Raw genomic sequence first — 15751 nt, forward strand, 5'->3', positions numbered from 1 at the left:
TCGAGAGAGATGACTTCACGCGGAAGCGGTCGTACTCGCCCCGCGGCGACACCGAGACGTGTGGGCGCGCAGCGCTCGACGCGAACTCGCACGTCGGGTAGTCGGGGTGCGTCCGGCACTCGGGGATCGAGCAGGTCGACAGCGCGCGAGCCCCGCATCGGTCGCAAGGGAAAGTTCGCGATCCTCGCCGCCCTGGTGGCGTCGATCGCGTTCGTCGTCGTGTCGTACTTCGGTCCGCTGTGGGCGGTGGACACCATCGACGTCACGGGCAATGCCGCGGTGACGCGGGAGCAGGTTGTCGAGGCTCTGCAGGTGGTCGAGGGAACTCCGCTGCCCAGGGTCGACACCGACGGGGCGGCGTCCCGTGTCGCCGCCATTCCGAAGGTCGCCACGGTGCGGGTCCAACGCGTCTATCCGGCAACCGTCCGTGTCACCGTCGAGGAACGCATTCCCGTCGTGTTCTTCGATGCCCCCGACGGCACTCATCTGATGGATGTCGACGCGGTCGACTTCGCCGTCGAGCCGCCGCCTCCGGGGGTCGTGCGGTTGGTGGCGGCCAGTCCGTCGTTCGGGAACCTGGAGACGAGATCCGCTCTGGCGGTGCTGACTTCGCTTCCGGCCCCCCTGCGCTCGCAGGTCGCGCAGATCGACGCGCCGACCATCTCGGCGGTATCGCTGACGCTCTACGACGGACGCGTCGTGGTGTGGGGGAGCAACGACGACAACGAGTACAAGGCGTCGGTCGCGCTGCCGCTGCTCACGCAGCCGGGACAGACGTACGACGTGTCCAGCCCCGATCTCCCGACCATTCGATAGAAAAGCCGTTCACAAGTTTTCTCGGCGTGTGTCGGCGCGCCTAATGGAACCCACGAGACGGTGTCTCTAGCGTTCCACCCAGTCGATCACTTGACATAACTATGAACCTATGGTTCAGGTTGAGGGTTTGGCAGCATCTTGATCACCAACCACGGAAGGCGAGAGCCCATGACGCCCCCGCACAACTACCTCGCCGTAATCAAGGTCGTCGGCATCGGCGGCGGCGGCGTCAACGCGGTCAACCGCATGATCGAACAGGGACTCAAGGGAGTCGAGTTCATCGCGGTCAACACCGACGCGCAGGCGCTGCTCATGTCGGACGCCGACGTCAAGCTCGACGTCGGCCGCGAACTCACTCGCGGTCTCGGCGCCGGCGCAGATCCCGAGGTCGGCCGCAAGGCCGCCGAGGACCACAAGGACGAGATCGAAGAGGTGCTCAAGGGCGCCGACATGGTCTTCGTCACCGCCGGCGAAGGTGGCGGCACCGGTACCGGCGGCGCACCCGTCGTCGCCAGCATCGCCCGCAAGCTCGGCGCCCTCACCGTCGGCGTCGTCACGCGCCCCTTCTCGTTCGAGGGCAAGCGTCGCGGCGGCCAGGCCGACGTCGGTATCCAGGGTCTGCGCGAATCGTGCGACACGCTCATCGTGATCCCGAACGACCGGCTGCTCCAGCTCGGCGACGCAGCCGTCAGCCTCATGGACGCGTTCCGGTCCGCCGACGAGGTCCTTCTCAACGGAGTGCAGGGCATCACCGATCTGATCACTACTCCCGGTCTGATCAACGTCGACTTCGCCGACGTCAAGGGCGTCATGTCCGGAGCGGGCAGCGCCCTGATGGGTATCGGCTCCTCCCGCGGGGAAGGTCGCGCCATCAAGGCGGCCGAGTCGGCGATCAACTCGCCGCTGCTCGAAGCGTCGATGGAAGGCGCCCGCGGCGTTCTGCTGTCCATTGCCGGTGGCTCTGATCTGGGACTCTTCGAGATCAACGAGGCAGCATCGCTGGTCCAGGAAGCTGCGCACATCGACGCCAACATCATCTTCGGCACCGTGATCGACGACTCCCTGGGCGACGAGGTGCGCGTCACCGTCATCGCTGCCGGATTCGACGGCAGCGGACCCGCTCGCCGTCCCGTCGAGGCACCGCAGAGCCAGTCACGCGCCGCCACCGTCGGCACCGCTCGCGCGGGTGAGACGCGCACCGAGGACGACGGCCCCGCCGTCTTCCGCGACGCGCCCTCCTCGTCGTCGTCTCTCCCGCCGATCGGCGAGCGCGCCGCGCGTGCCACCGGACATCCCGTCCGGGTGGACGACGACGGTGACGACGACGTGGACGTGCCCTCCTTCATGCGTCGGTGAGCATCACCGACCGCGGCTACCGCGTCCGGCGCGTGACCACGTCACGCGCCGGAGGCGTGTCCAAGCCCCCCTACGATTCGTTCAATCTCGGTGACCACGTCGGTGACAGCCCTGCCGACGTCGCCGCCAATCGTCGTCGTCTCGCCGAGAAGATCGGCCTCGATCCCGGCCGTCTCGTGTGGATGGATCAGATCCACGGACGTTCGGTGGCGACGATCGACGGTCCGCAGAGCGCTCCGCTCGACGCGACGGACGCGGTGGTGACGACGCAGCGTGACCTCGCGCTGGTCGTGCTGGCGGCGGACTGCGTTCCCCTGCTGCTGTCCGACGACGCGGCCGGTGTCATCGCTGCAGTCCACGCGGGACGCGTCGGTGCACGCATCGGCATCGTCCCGCGTGTTCTCGACGCCATGGTTGCCGTCGGTGCTCGGATCTCGCGTATCGAAGCCTTCATGGGTCCCGCGGCCGGGGGAGAGGACTACGAAGTTCCCCGCACGATGCAGATCGACGTGGAGACTCATCTACCCGGCAGCGCTACTCGGACACGGAAGGGCACTCCGGGGCTCGATATTCGTGCGGGTCTGCGGAGGCAACTCCTCGAGTCCGGCATCGCGGGTGTAGCCCTCGATCCGCGCGAGACGATCACCGATCGCTCACTGTTCAGTCATCGCCGCGGCGCGCCGACCGGTCGGCATGCGGGTGTCATCTGGATGGACACAAGCTCGTGAACGTTCACGACGAACGCCGGTCGTACCTCGCCGAGCACCTCGATCAGGTGCGCACCCGTCTCCGCGCGGCGTGCGTCGCTGCGGATCGGTCACCGGAGGACGTGACACTGCTTCCCGTCACCAAGTTCTTCCCCGCGTCGGACATCGCGATCCTGCGCGATCTGGGGTGCACGGAATTCGGTGAATCCCGCGAGCAGGACGCGTCGCCGAAGGTCGCCGAGATCGGTACCGACGGCGTCCGCTGGCACATGATCGGACGTCTGCAACGCAACAAGGCCAAAGCTGTTGCTGCGTGGGCCTATTCGATCCACTCGGTCGATACGGACAGGTTGGTCGCCGCGCTGGGGAAGGCCGTCGCCGGGGCGATGGACGACGGTGCCCGCACCCGTGATCTGGAGGTGTTCGTGCAGGTGAGCCTCGACGGCGACACCCACCGGGGAGGCGTCGACCGTGAGGATCTTCCCGCACTGGTCGACGACGTCGCCGCGACGGAGGGACTTCGCCTCGCCGGGTTGATGGCGGTGCCTCCGATGGACGCCGATCCGGACGCTGCGTTCGAGGATCTGCAGGCTCTGCACGCGCAGGTCCTGCGCTCGCATCCGGGTGCGGTCGAGCTTTCCGCGGGCATGACCGGTGACCTGGAAGAGGCTGTCCGACATGGGTCGACGTGTGTGCGTGTCGGAACCGCGATCCTCGGTCCGCGGCCGATAACCTCGCCTTGACGGCATGAACACCATCGTCACCATTGATCTCGTTCAGTCACATGAGTACCAGTAACGCAGAGCTTCACCGCCACGCCAGGAAGGTCCACCGATGAGCACGTTGCACAAGTTCAAGGCTTACTTCGGCATGGTCCCACTCGACGATTTCGAGGACGACTACCTCGACGACACGGATGCGCCCGTCGCATCCCGGTCGTCGCGTGGCGGATACGGAAAATCGATGGACGACCATGACGACTACGCCGACCGCGAATTCGCCGAGCCGGCCTACGTCGGAGGACGTCGCGACGACGACGATTACGACCGTATGGAGCCGCGTCACAGCGCGCGTGTCTCCCCGATGTCGTCACGGTCGAGTGGCGGACCTCGGTCGGCCGGATCGATGCGTACCTCCACGCGCGGCGCACTCGCCATGGACACCCGGAACGCTCCGGAATCCCGCCACGCAGAACCCCGACATGCAGAGCCCCGCCGGCAGGTGTCGCTCGACGACGGAGGCCCCATGTCGACCATCACCACGCTGCGTCCCCGCGACTACAGCGAGGCACGCACCATCGGTGAGCGGTTCCGTGACGGCACCCCGGTCATCATGGATCTGGTCGAGATGAGCAATGCCGACGCCAAGCGTCTGGTCGACTTCGCGGCAGGCCTCGCTTTCGCCCTCCGTGGTTCGTTCGACAAAGTCGCCACGAAGGTGTTCCTGCTCTCACCCGCGGACGTCGATGTGTCCGCCGAGGAGCGCCGCCGAATCGCCGAGACGGGCTTCTACAACCAGCAGTGACGCCGACCTCCCCGCGGTGAGAGTGTCGTCGGCACCTCCGGGTGCCGCGAGATGGCATTGTGGTGGAGTGCGTGATCAGAGAATGTCGTCGTTGTCGCCGTGTGCCGAGTTCCGCCGGGCGGTGAACTGAGTGTTCGCCGTTCTGTACTTCATCCTGTTCGTCTTCTGGCTGCTGCTCATCGGTCGGATCATCGTCGAATTCATCCGGTCGTTCGCACGTGACTGGCGTCCGACCGGTGTGGTCGTGATCGTCCTGGAGGCGATCTTCACGGTGACCGACCCGCCCGTGAAGCTGCTCCGGCGCATCATTCCGCCGCTCAACCTGGGTGGGGTCCGCCTCGACCTGTCGATCATGGTTCTGCTGTTCATCGTGTTCATTCTGATGCGTGTCGTCCAGGGCGTCGGCTGAGCGCACCGCCCTGGCGCGTTCCGTGGACGGCGGCAGTGCCGCATGTGACAGAATGTTCCTCGAAGGTGCACGATGAGTACCCGTCGCTCTTTGTGCGATATAACTGAATGTCCTGGTTGTCGGCAGCATCGTGACCGCCGCTGCGATCAGGAATCCACTGCCACCTGTTGATCGAACGAATGCTCGCGTACATCGCTTGTCGATGCTCCACCGCTCTCGAGACGCGTGAAGGGACCCTTCCATGCCGCTGACTCCCGCCGATGTGCACAACGTCGCGTTCAGCAAGCCGCCCATCGGTAAGCGCGGATACAACGAGGACGAGGTCGATGCATTCCTCGATCTCGTCGAACAGGAGCTGTCGCGCCTGATCGAGGAGAACGCCGACCTGCGTCAGCGGGTCGGGGAACTCGACCAGGACTTGGCCGAGGCCAAGAGCTCGGCGTCCTCGCGCCAGAACACCCCTGCGCCCGCGCCTGCTCCCACACCTCCGCCCGCGCCCCGCCCGGAGCCCCCGAAGCCCGCCCCCGTGGTGCAGGCTCCGGCGCCCGCACCGGCTCCCGCCGCGCAGTCGGCCGGCGACTCCAACATGCAGGCAGCCAAGATCCTCGGCCTCGCCCAGGAGATGGCCGATCGTCTGACCGGCGACGCGAAGACCGAGTCCGAGCAGCTGCTCGGAAGCGCCCGCGCCAACTCGGACCGTCTGGTGAGCGAGGCTCAGTCTCGCGCGGAGTCGCTCGTGTCCGAGGCTCGTCAGAAGGCCGACGCACTTCTCACGGATGCGCAGACCCGCTCGGAGACGCAGCTTCGCCAGGCCAAGGAGAAGGCTGACGCTCTCGAGAACGACGCCGAGCGCAAGCACACCGAGATCATGGCGACCATCAACCAGCAGCGTTCGGTTCTCGAGGAGCGCATCGAGCGCCTCAAGACCTTCGAGCGCGAGTACCGGGTCCGCCTCAAGTCCTACCTGGAGTCCCAGCTGCAGGAACTCGACCAGCGTTCGTCGGCACTGCCCGTCGACAGTGGTCAGGATCCCTTCGGCAAGGACAACGGACAGTCGTCCAACTTCGGGCAATACGCCAAGGGCAACAACTGATCCTCTCGACTTCCGCCGAGAATGATCGGGTGAGTGCGTGCTTGTTCTGACGCTCGTACTGGCAGGCGTCGGCTTCGCATTGCTCATCACGTCGTTGATCACCGGTTCGGTGATCTGGGCGTGGGCATGTATCGGCGTCTGCCTCATCGGAGCGATCCTGCTGCTGGTCGGTGCCCTCGCGGCCCGACGGCGGTAGACTCGCCCGCAGAGTGGCTGCACATCAGCGATGATCCGGCTATCACCGGGGAGTTGTCCGGAAGAACGGCGTGTCCTCCTCGACGAGGAGTGGGCGCTCAGTAGAACCGGACGGGTCGAGCCCGTCACAGCTCGAACGACGAGAGGGTCGCCGCATCGCCGGTGGCCAAGCGGGGTGGTACCGCGGCTCCGACGCACGATGCGTCGGATGTCGTCCCCGTGCCGCATCTTCTCGGGCACAGGAGTATCACCGCCATGACTGATCAACCGTCGAAGCCGGCCGACACGTCGTCGGGTTACCCGATCGTCTCGTACGGTGCGGGATCGAACGGCGTCGACTTCCCCGCCCTCGAGAAACGGGTGCTCGCCGGGTGGGACGCCGACGGAACCTTCCGCGCCAGCGTCGACGCCCGCGCCGACGCCGACGAGTTCGTCTTCTACGACGGGCCCCCGTTCGCCAACGGACTGCCGCACTACGGCCATCTCCTGACGGGATACGTCAAGGATCTGATCCCCCGGTTCCAGACCATGCGGGGCAAGAAGGTCGAGCGACGCTTCGGGTGGGACTGCCACGGACTTCCCGCCGAGCTCGAGGCCGAGAAGCAACTCGGCATCACCGACAAGAGTCAGATCGACTCGATGGGGCTGGCCGAGTTCAACGCGTACTGCAAGCAGTCCGTCCTGCGCTACACGGGTGAGTGGCGCGACTACGTCACGCGCCAGGCGCGGTGGGTCGACTTCGACAACGACTACAAGACGCTGGACCTCGACTTCATGGAGTCGGTCATGTGGGCGTTCAAGGAGTTGCACGACAAGGGCCTGGTCTACCAGGGCTTCCGTGTGCTGCCGTACTCCTGGTACGAGCAGACGCCCCTGTCGAACCAGGAGACGCGCCTCGACGACGCCTACAAGATGCGTCAGGACCCCGCTGTCACCGTGCGGATGACACTGACCGCTCCCGGCTCACCGTTGGACGGCGCCGATGCGTTGATCTGGACCACCACACCGTGGACCGTGCCGTCCAACCTGGCGATGGCGGTACGCCCCGACATCGACTACGTCCAGATCGAGGACGGCGAGGGTGGCCGCGTCGTGCTCGCTCGCGATCGCGTCTCCCACTACGCACGGGAGTTCGGCGACGAGCCGGTCGTGGTCTCCGAGCACACCGGTGCCGACCTGATCGGCCTCGCCTACACGCCACCGTTCGATTTCTTCCTCGGACACGAGAACAGTCACCGTGTGCTGTCGGCCGACTACGTGACCACCGACTCCGGCACCGGGATCGTCCACCTCGCACCGGCTTTCGGTGAAGAGGACATGGACGTCGCCACGGCAAACGGCATCGAGGTCGTGCAGCCCCTCGACGCCGGCGGCAAGTTCACCTCGATGGTGCCGCCGTACGAGGGTCTGATGATCTTCGATGCGAACCCGGTGATCATCAAGGATCTCAAGGCGTCGGGGAAGCTCGTGCGTCACGAGACGATCGAGCACTCCTACCCGCACAGCTGGCGCTCCGGTCAGCCGCTGATCTACATGGCGGTGCCGTCATGGTTCGTCTCCGTGACCAGCTTCCGCGACCGGATGGTCGAGCTGAACCAGGACATCACGTGGGTTCCCGAGCACATCCGCGACGGCCAGTTCGGCAAATGGCTCGAAGGTGCCCGCGACTGGAACATCAGCCGTAATCGCTACTGGGGCAGCCCCATCCCGGTGTGGGTGTCCGACGATCCCGCCTACCCGCGTACCGACGTGTACGGCAGCCTCGACCAGATCGAGGCCGACTTCGGCGTCCGTCCGACCGACCTGCACCGGCCCTTCATCGACGAGCTGACCCGTCCCAACCCGGACGACCCCACGGGCAAGTCCGTCATGCGCCGGGTCCCCGAGGTGCTGGACTGCTGGTTCGAATCGGGATCGATGCCCTTCGCCCAGGTGCACTACCCGTTCGAGAACGCCGAGTGGTTCTCCACGCACAACCCGGGCGATTTCATCGTGGAGTACAACGGCCAGACGCGCGGGTGGTTCTACACCCTGCACGTCCTGGCGACGGCGCTGTTCGACCGGCCGGCGTTCCGGACTGTCGCCGCACACGGCATCGTGCTGGGTGAGGACGGGCTCAAGATGAGCAAGTCCAAGGGCAACTACCCGGACGTCAACGAGGTGTTCGACCGCGACGGCTCCGACGCCATGCGGTGGTTCCTCATGTCGTCGCCGATCCTGCGCGGCGGCAATCTGATCGTCACCGAGCAGGGCATCCGCGAAGGGGTGCGCCAGGCGCTGCTGCCGATGTGGAACGCGTGGAGTTTCCTGCAGCTGTACGCGTCGAAGCCGGGGACGTGGCGGACCGATTCCACCAATGTGCTCGATCGCTACATCCTGGCCAAGTTGGCCGAGACCGTGCGCGTCATCACCGAGGCGTTGGAGGAGGTCGACATCGCCGGGGCGTGCGACGAGCTCCGACAGTTCTGCGACGCGCTGACCAACTGGTACGTGCGCCGCTCCCGTCAGCGTTTCTGGAACGAGGACGCCGACGCGATCGACACACTGCACACGGTTCTCGAGGTGCTCACACGGATCGCCGCACCGCTGCTGCCGTTGATGAGCGAGGTCATCTGGCGTGGACTGACCGGCGGACGTTCCGTGCATCTGGCGGAATGGCCGGTGGTCGGTACAGAGTTGCCGGCCGATCCCGAGTTGGTGGCGTCGATGGACGAGGTTCGCACGGTGTGCGGTGCGGCGCTGTCGCTGCGCAAGGCGAAGAACCTACGGGTGCGTCTGCCGCTGCAGGAGCTGACCGTCGCTGCCGACGATGCGGAACGTCTGCGGCCCTTCGCCGATCTCATCGCGGACGAGGTGAACGTCAAGCGGGTCGATCTGACGACGGACGTCGACGCTCACGGACGCTTCGAGCTCGTCGTGAACGCCCGCGCGGCCGGGCCGCGCATCGGGAAGCAGGTCCAGGCAGTCATCAAGGCCGTGAAGGCGGGGGAGTGGACCGAGACCGACGGCGTCGTGCAGGCGGCCGGACTCGACCTGCTTCCCACGGAGTACACGCGCAGACTCGTTGCCACGGAACCGGATTCGACGACGGCGCTGCCGGGTAACGCCGGCCTCGTCGTATTGGACTCGGTGGTGACGGAGGAGCTCGAAGCGGAGGGCTGGGCCAAGGACCGCGTCCGGGAGTTCCAGGACGCCCGTCGGTCCGGTGGCTTCGACGTCTCCGATCGTCTCGTCGTGCGCGTCGAGGTTCCCGCCGAGCGGAGGGCATGGTTCGACACTCACCGCGATCTCATCGCCGGTGAGATCCTGGCGACGGACCTTCAGGTGGGCGACCCGGGAGACGCCGCCGTCGATCTGGGTGACGGAGTGCGGGCATCGTTGGTGAAGGCCTGACGGTGTGACGGGTACTGCGGGGTGACCGGAAGTTCGGCCGATCGCAGCAGACGCTGGGTGCTGCATCTCGACATGGACGCGTTCTTCGCATCCGTCGAGCAGCTCACCCGGCCGACGCTGCGCGGTCGGCCCGTTCTGGTCGGCGGGTCCAGCGGCCGGGGCGTCGTGGCCGGGTGCAGCTACGAGGCTCGGGTGTTCGGCGCTCGGTCCGCGATGCCGATGCACCAGGCGCGGCGGCTGATCGGGTCGAACGCGGTGGTCGTCCCGCCACGCGGGAAGGTCTACTCCGCGCTGAGCACCGTCGTCTTCGACACGGTCCGCCGCATCGTGCCCGTGATCGAGCAGCTCTCGCTGGACGAGGCCTTCGGCGAGCCCACCGAACTGGTGGGAGCGACCCCCGCGGAGGTCGAGGAGTTCTGCGAGGGACTGCGGGCCGCTGTGCTGGACGCGTCGGGACTGGTGGCGTCGATCGGCGCGGGCGCCGGCAAACAGATCGCGAAGATCGCTTCGGGACTGGCCAAACCCGACGGCATCACGGTGGTGCCGCCGTCGGAACAGGCGACGCTTCTCGAGACTCTCCCGGTCCGGAAGCTGTGGGGTATCGGCCCCGTCGCGGAGGACAAGCTCCGCCGCCTGGGAGTGCTCACCGTCGGAGCATTCGCGGCGCTGCCCGAGGCGGAAGCAGCGTCCGTCCTGGGCTCCGCGGTCGGCCCCAGCCTGCACCGCCTCGCACGCGGTGTCGACGACCGACCAGTCGTCGAGCGTGCCGAATCCAAGCAGGTGAGCGCCGAGACGACGTTCGCCACCGACATCGTCGACATGAGCGGCTTGCGGTCGGCCATCGTGGCCAGCGCGGAGGCGGCGCACGCTCGGTTGATGAAGGACGGACGGGCTGCGCGGACCGTCGTCCTGAAGCTGCGGAAATCGGATATGAGCATCGTCACCCGGTCGGCGACGCTTCCCTACGCCACCGTCGATCTGTCGATCATCATCGCGACCGCTCAACGGCAGGCGCTGGATCCGCAGGAGCTGGGCAGCATCCGCCTCGTCGGAGTCGGACTGGCGGGCTTGTCGACGGTCCGGCAGGAGTCGTTGTTCCCCGAACTCGACCAGGAGAGTGTCGACCTCGGGAGCGCGGTGACGACGTCGCAACCCTCCGCTGCGGTGGTCACCGAGGACGTATTGCTGTGGAGGCCGGGGCTCGATGTCCGACACGACGAGTACGGGCACGGGTGGGTTCAGGGCGCAGGGCATGATGTCGTGACGGTCAGGTTCGAGACCCGCAGCACCGGTCCCGGTGTTGCGCGGACCTTCGCCGGCGACGACGCACACCTGGCCGTCGCCGATCCCATGGACAGTCTTTCCTGAAGGAGCATCGAACATGGCACTTCCCGGCGATCCGGCCGAGCGTCACCGCGTCGTCGCGGCGGGCTTCACCGCGCGCGTGGAAGGCACCACCGACTGGGATGCCCCGGCTCCCGTTCCGGGCTGGCGTGCGCGAGATGTCGTGGGACACCTGGTCGAGTGGTTCCCCGCATTCCTGTCGAGCGCTACAGGTTTGGAGCTCGAGCGCGGACCGGCGGTCACCGACGATCCCGTCGCAGCGTGGACCGTGCACACCGAGGCTGTGCAGAGGGTGCTCGACGGACCCGACGCGGCCACGCCGTTCGAGCACCCGATGGTCGGGACGATGCCGTTGCCGGTCGCGGTGAGCCAGTTCTACGTCTCGGACATCTTCATGCACACCTGGGACCTCGCCCGAGCGACCGGTCAGGACGAGCATCTCGACGAGGACACCTGCGCCGAGATGCTCGCGGGCATGGAACCGATCGACGACCTGCTCCGCTCGTCCGGGCAATACGGACCACGCGTCGCGGTTCCCGACGGCGCCGACGTTCAGACTCGTCTGCTGGGCTTCATCGGTCGGGATCCGTTACGTCGCTGACGTGGCGGGTGCTGGAGGGGGTGTGCGCACCCGTTGTGGTGAGCGTGCACCCTTTCCTGCCGGCTGTAGGGGGTGTGCGGTTCATGGAGGGGGTGTGTGCACGGGCTGTGGCTGAGCGCCGGACTGTCGCCGTGCGCTGGAGAAGGTGTGCGCACCCGTTGTGGTGGGCGTACACGCGTTGCTGCCGGCTGTAGGGGGTGTGCGGTTCACGCTGGGGGTGTGTGCACGGGCTGTGGCTGTGCGCCGGACTGCTGGGGCCGCCGAACTGCTGCGGGTGCCGGGGTGCCGGACTGCTGAGCGCCGCCCGCCGTGGGCTGGAGGGGGTGTGCACACCCGTTGTGGTGAGCGCGCACCTGTTGCTGCCGGCTGTCGAGGGTGTGCGGTTCACGCAGGGGGTGTGCGCACCGGCCGTGACCCATGCGCCACATTCATTCATGGCACACCAACAATGTCACGCGTGCACATTCATGCATTGTTGCCATGACATTCTTTCCATCGAAAGGCTATGCCGGTACCGGCAAGTTGGTTACTGTGACCGTCGACCATGACAGTCGAGGGAATGAGTGACATGAGAATTCGTCTTTTCGCCCAATTCTGCGCAACGGCAGCGGTAGTCGCATCGGCACTGGTGATTCCGGGTGCAGTCGCAACGGCAGCGCCCTGTTCGGATATCGACGTTTCTTTCGCGCGCGGTACGGGTGAAATACCCGGATTCGGCATTACCGGCGGGCCGTTCGTCAGTAGTCTGACGGCGCAAGCGGGAGGTCGATCGGTCAGTACGTATGCGGTGAATTATGCGGCGGATTTCACGCAGGCCAGTGCCGGTCCCGGTTCGCGGGACCTCGTCGCCCACGTCACGTCCGTTGCAGCATCGTGCCCCGGCACGAAGTTCGTGATCGGTGGCTACTCGCAGGGCGCCACGGTCGTGTCCAATGCCGTCGGGCTCAGAACCCCCAGCAGCGTTACCGGCGCGGTGCTTCCTGCTGCCGTCGCCGACCGAGTCCGCGCTGTCGTCGTCTTCGGCAATCCGCTGGGGCTGACAGGTCAGCGCATCGAGACGGCCAGCAGCACCTACGGTCCGAAGGCGCGGAGTTTCTGCAACTTCGGTGACCCGGTCTGCCAGATCGGTGGCTTCAACACTTTCGCGCACCTCACCTACGGGTCGAACGGCAGCGCTGCGCAGGGTGCGACCTTCGCGGTCTCGAAGCTCCAGTAAGCGGCCGATCAGCCATAGAATCGTCGGCATGCACCGCATCTTCGGCACCGCAGTCGCGTCCGTGTATCCGCACTACGTCGCGAAGGTGGAGCGAAAAGGTCGCACGAAGGACGAGCTGGACGAGGTGATCCGGTGGCTCACCGGCTTCGACGACTCCGAGCTCGCACACCATCTGGCATCCGAGACGACGTTCGCCGACTTCTTCGATGCGGCACCGATGAACGAGCATGCTGCGCTCGTCACCGGATCGGTGTGCGGTGTGCGCGTCGATGAGGTCGAGGATCCGCTGATGCAGAACATCCGCCGACTCGACAAGCTTGTCGACGAGCTGGCGAAAGGCCGTCCGATGGTCAAGGTTCTGCGAGCGTGAACCGGCCCGTCCATCCGTGACGTGTCACTATGGTGGGACCGCTCGCGCCTCCGTCGCGTTCCAGGCAGGGGGCACAGATGAGTGTCGACGATGACGAGTTCTTCGGCTCGACATCTCTGGTGACGGAATCGGTCCTGGCGAACATCGACTCGGTCCGCGCGAGCTATCAGCCGGTCGTCGAACTGGGTACCTGCCAGGCGATCGGATACGAGGCGCTCGCGCGGTGGCCCGCGTATCCCGACGTCGACGTGACGGACGTGTTCGGCACGGCATCGGCGCGCGGACTTCTCGGTTCTCTCGACTGGGCGTGCCGCCTCGCGGCAATCGAAGGTGCTGTCGACGCGGGCCTGCGCGCTCCCTATCGCTTGTTCGTCAACATCGAACCGACGTCCGGGGTGAGTACCGAGCACTCCGTCCGCGAGCGACTCCGGGACATCCGCCGCCGAGCGGTCCAGGGGTTCGTCGTGGTCGCCGAATTGACCGAGCGGTCCTTGCTGGCAGATCCGGCGACCCTGCTCTCGGTGGTCGCGGATGCCCGTCGTCTCGGATGCGAGATCGCGTTGGACGACGTCGGCGCCGACCCCGGATCGTTGGCGATGCTCGAGTTCGTGGCACCGGACATCATCAAACTCGACCGTGCGCTGGTCCAGAACACCTTGACGGCTGCCGACGGACGGACGGTCGCGGCAGTGTCCGCCTACATCGAGGCGACGGGAGCGACACTGCTCGCGGAAGGCATCGAGACGCCTGCCCACCTGACGCGGGCTCGCGCGCTCGGCGCCACTCTGGGTCAGGGTTGGATGTTCGGCCGACCCGCGTCGCTCGCGGCAGAGCATCACTCTGCCGAGCTGTCCTGGTCACCGGCCCCGCGGTCACCCCGCGAGATGACGAGCGACGATATCCCGGCGGTGCCGTCCGATCTGTTCGAGCATCGTGCGCCGTCGATAGGCGACAAGGCTCTGTTGCTGACGATGGCACGGGGGATAGAGGACTTCGCTCGCGCCGCGGGTGAGCAACTGACCGTGCAGTCGGCCTTCCAGCGATCGCGGTGGTTCGCACCCAACGTCGTCGAGAGGTATGCCGCGCTGGCGGCGAAGCACCCCTTCGTCGCTGCCGTCGGAGCGGGATTGAGTCCCGAGCCTGCCCCCGGCGTGCGGGGCGCCGGACTGGACCCGTCCGAGCGCTTCGCCCGTGAGTGGACCGTCACGGCGGTCGGCGCGCACTACTTCGCAGCACTGATCGCTCGGGACATCGGCGACACCGACAGGCCCGATGCCGACCGCAGATTCGAGTTCATCCTCACGCATGATCGGCATCTCGTCGTGGCCGCCGCACGGTCGCTGATGGCACGCGTTCTGCCGTTGTCACGCTGAACGCCACCGTGATCGGCAGGCACGTCCCGAGCCGACGGACGCATCACCGCGTGACCGTGTACCTCGTGTAGGCCCACCCGGACGGCTGGTAGGACCGGTGCTCGACGAGGGTCAGGTCGAGTCGCGTGCCCACCGGGTAGAACGGCGTCCCGCCGCCGAGGACGACCGGCAGGATCCACGGGTTCACCTCGTCGATCAGGTCGACCACCGACGCCGCGAGTTCTGCACCGCCGACGCTGAGAATTCCGTCGAGGTCCCGCTTCAGCCGTGTGATTTCGTCGACGGTGTCGGCCCGGCGCACCAGTCGGCACCCTTCGGGGACGGACTCGAGCGAGTCGGAGAAGACGATGCGGGGTGTCTCGGCGTAGATCTCGGCGAACTCGGCCTCCACCGGGTCACCGTCGGCGCGCTCCGGCGATGTCCAGAATTCCTCCATGACGTCGTAGAGCCGCCGCCCGAAGAGGAAGGCGGCCGTGTCGCGGGCCTGCTGGTTGGCCAACGTATGCATCTCCTCGTCCGGAGTCCCGAAACCGATGCTGCCGGCGGAATCCTCGATGTATCCATCGAGCGAGATGTGCATGCCGTACGTCAGAATTGCCATGAATCCTCCCGGGGTGCGTGTGCGACCTGTAGGTGTCGACCCTCGGCAGCGCGGGAACTCATCGAGACCTCGCCAGATCTTCTGGACATCTACCGAAGGAATTCGAGCTTTATCGTTTCCTCAGAACCGATCGGTAAGGTCTGGCCCGACGCTCGATACACCGACACTGGGAAACCAGTTACTCACGAGATGAAGAGGATGTACACGTGAAGCTTCCCCGTACCGGACGTGCACTGGTGGCAGGCATGGCAGTCGCCGCGGCCCTGACGATGACGGCCTGCAGCTCCAGCGAGGAGACCCCGGAGACGACCACGACGGCCGCTTCCTCGTCCAGCGCGATGTCCGAAGCCCCGACCGATCTCCCCCCGGTTCCGACCGCCGAGGAGCTCAACACTCGCCTGCAGCAGAGCCTCGATCCCGCCGTGCCGCTCGACCAGAAGGTCGCCTACGTCCAGGGCGCCGAGCTCGATCCCGAGCTGATCAACAAGGTCGCCGAGGCCGCTCGCGTCAACAATGCGCAGATCCAGGTTCTCGACGTCACCGATCTCGGCGACGGCACCCTGAGCTCGAACGCCACCATCAACCTCGGTGGCCAGGTCAACCCGCTCCAGGTCACCTACGTGGCCGAGGACGGTCAGTGGAAGCTGTCGAAGGACAACGCCTGCGCGATCGTGTCGCTGGCCCAGCTCACCTCGCCGGCCTGCACCGCCTGAGTCACGTCTCCATCGCCGACGCCGGCATCACCCTCTCGGG

16 protein-coding genes are annotated in these 15751 nt (G+C 66.5%); 15 read left to right on the forward strand and 1 reads right to left on the reverse strand.

The features are described from left to right. The first annotated feature begins 9 nt into the window (after nt 1-9). From AC0IX4_RS10030 to AC0IX4_RS10095, 14 genes are all read left to right on the forward strand, one after another. Nucleotides 10-816 (forward strand): cell division protein FtsQ/DivIB, encoded by an 807-nt coding sequence (locus AC0IX4_RS10030; RefSeq protein ID WP_082043133.1) that lies wholly within the window; start codon nt 10-12, stop codon nt 814-816. Between the two features lie 168 nt (nt 817-984). After that, a complete protein-coding gene (gene ftsZ, locus AC0IX4_RS10035) occupies nt 985-2172 on the forward strand; it encodes a cell division protein FtsZ (protein ID WP_471828875.1) in 1188 nt (395 codons plus the stop codon). A gap of 2 nt (nt 2173-2174) precedes the next feature. Then, nucleotides 2175-2900: a peptidoglycan editing factor PgeF gene (pgeF, locus tag AC0IX4_RS10040; RefSeq protein WP_471829292.1), complete on the forward strand. Its 726-nt coding sequence runs from the start codon at nt 2175-2177 to the stop codon at nt 2898-2900. After that, entirely contained in the window at nt 2897-3622 is a 726-nt protein-coding gene (locus AC0IX4_RS10045) for a YggS family pyridoxal phosphate-dependent enzyme (protein ID WP_056075834.1), read from the forward strand. The genes pgeF and AC0IX4_RS10045 overlap by 4 nt, the downstream gene beginning before the upstream one ends. A 91-nt stretch (nt 3623-3713) precedes the next feature. Beyond that, nucleotides 3714-4403 (forward strand): cell division protein SepF, encoded by a 690-nt coding sequence (locus AC0IX4_RS10050; RefSeq protein WP_042575274.1) that lies wholly within the window; start codon nt 3714-3716, stop codon nt 4401-4403. A gap of 130 nt (nt 4404-4533) precedes the next feature. Beyond that, on the forward strand, nt 4534-4812 hold the full coding sequence (locus tag AC0IX4_RS10055) for a YggT family protein (RefSeq protein ID WP_042575275.1): 279 nt from the start codon (nt 4534-4536) through the stop codon (nt 4810-4812). 241 nt (nt 4813-5053) lie between these two features. Next, nucleotides 5054-5905, forward strand: a complete 852-nt coding sequence (wag31, locus tag AC0IX4_RS10060) for a DivIVA-like cell division protein Wag31 (protein WP_042575276.1) — start codon at nt 5054-5056, stop codon at nt 5903-5905. A 37-nt stretch (nt 5906-5942) separates the two neighbouring features. Next, the gene (locus tag AC0IX4_RS10065) at nt 5943-6101 is read left to right on the forward strand and encodes a hypothetical protein (protein ID WP_042575277.1); all 159 of its coding nucleotides are present in this window, start codon (nt 5943-5945) and stop codon (nt 6099-6101) included. Nucleotides 6102-6355: 254 nt separating this feature from the next. Next, nucleotides 6356-9493, forward strand: a complete 3138-nt coding sequence (ileS, locus tag AC0IX4_RS10070; RefSeq protein WP_471828876.1) for an isoleucine--tRNA ligase — start codon at nt 6356-6358, stop codon at nt 9491-9493. A 72-nt stretch (nt 9494-9565) separates the two neighbouring features. Continuing rightward, on the forward strand, nt 9566-10861 hold the full coding sequence (locus AC0IX4_RS10075; protein ID WP_471829294.1) for a DNA polymerase IV: 1296 nt from the start codon (nt 9566-9568) through the stop codon (nt 10859-10861). Nucleotides 10862-10874: 13 nt separating this feature from the next. Continuing rightward, complete coding sequence (locus AC0IX4_RS10080) at nt 10875-11438, forward strand: TIGR03086 family metal-binding protein (protein WP_471828877.1); 564 nt, start codon at nt 10875-10877, stop codon at nt 11436-11438. Between the two features lie 568 nt (nt 11439-12006). Further along, entirely contained in the window at nt 12007-12654 is a 648-nt protein-coding gene (locus AC0IX4_RS10085) for a cutinase family protein (protein WP_042575289.1), read from the forward strand. 28 nt (nt 12655-12682) lie between these two features. Beyond that, a complete protein-coding gene (locus AC0IX4_RS10090) occupies nt 12683-13024 on the forward strand; it encodes a DUF2200 domain-containing protein (RefSeq protein ID WP_471828878.1) in 342 nt (113 codons plus the stop codon). 77 nt (nt 13025-13101) lie between these two features. Further along, a complete protein-coding gene (locus AC0IX4_RS10095) occupies nt 13102-14397 on the forward strand; it encodes a sensor domain-containing phosphodiesterase (protein WP_471828879.1) in 1296 nt (431 codons plus the stop codon). A 43-nt stretch (nt 14398-14440) separates the two neighbouring features. On the opposite strand, the gene AC0IX4_RS10100 is transcribed toward AC0IX4_RS10095, so the two are convergent. Further along, nucleotides 14441-14998 (reverse strand): dihydrofolate reductase family protein, encoded by a 558-nt coding sequence (locus tag AC0IX4_RS10100; protein ID WP_042576446.1) that lies wholly within the window; start codon nt 14996-14998, stop codon nt 14441-14443. 245 nt (nt 14999-15243) lie between these two features. Between AC0IX4_RS10100 and AC0IX4_RS10105 the strand changes: the two genes are divergently transcribed. Beyond that, nucleotides 15244-15711: a WKL family lipoprotein gene (locus AC0IX4_RS10105; protein WP_471829295.1), complete on the forward strand. Its 468-nt coding sequence runs from the start codon at nt 15244-15246 to the stop codon at nt 15709-15711. Nucleotides 15712-15751 lie beyond the last annotated feature (40 nt).

The sequence above is a fragment of the Rhodococcus sp. AC861 genome, from assembly GCF_979256035.1.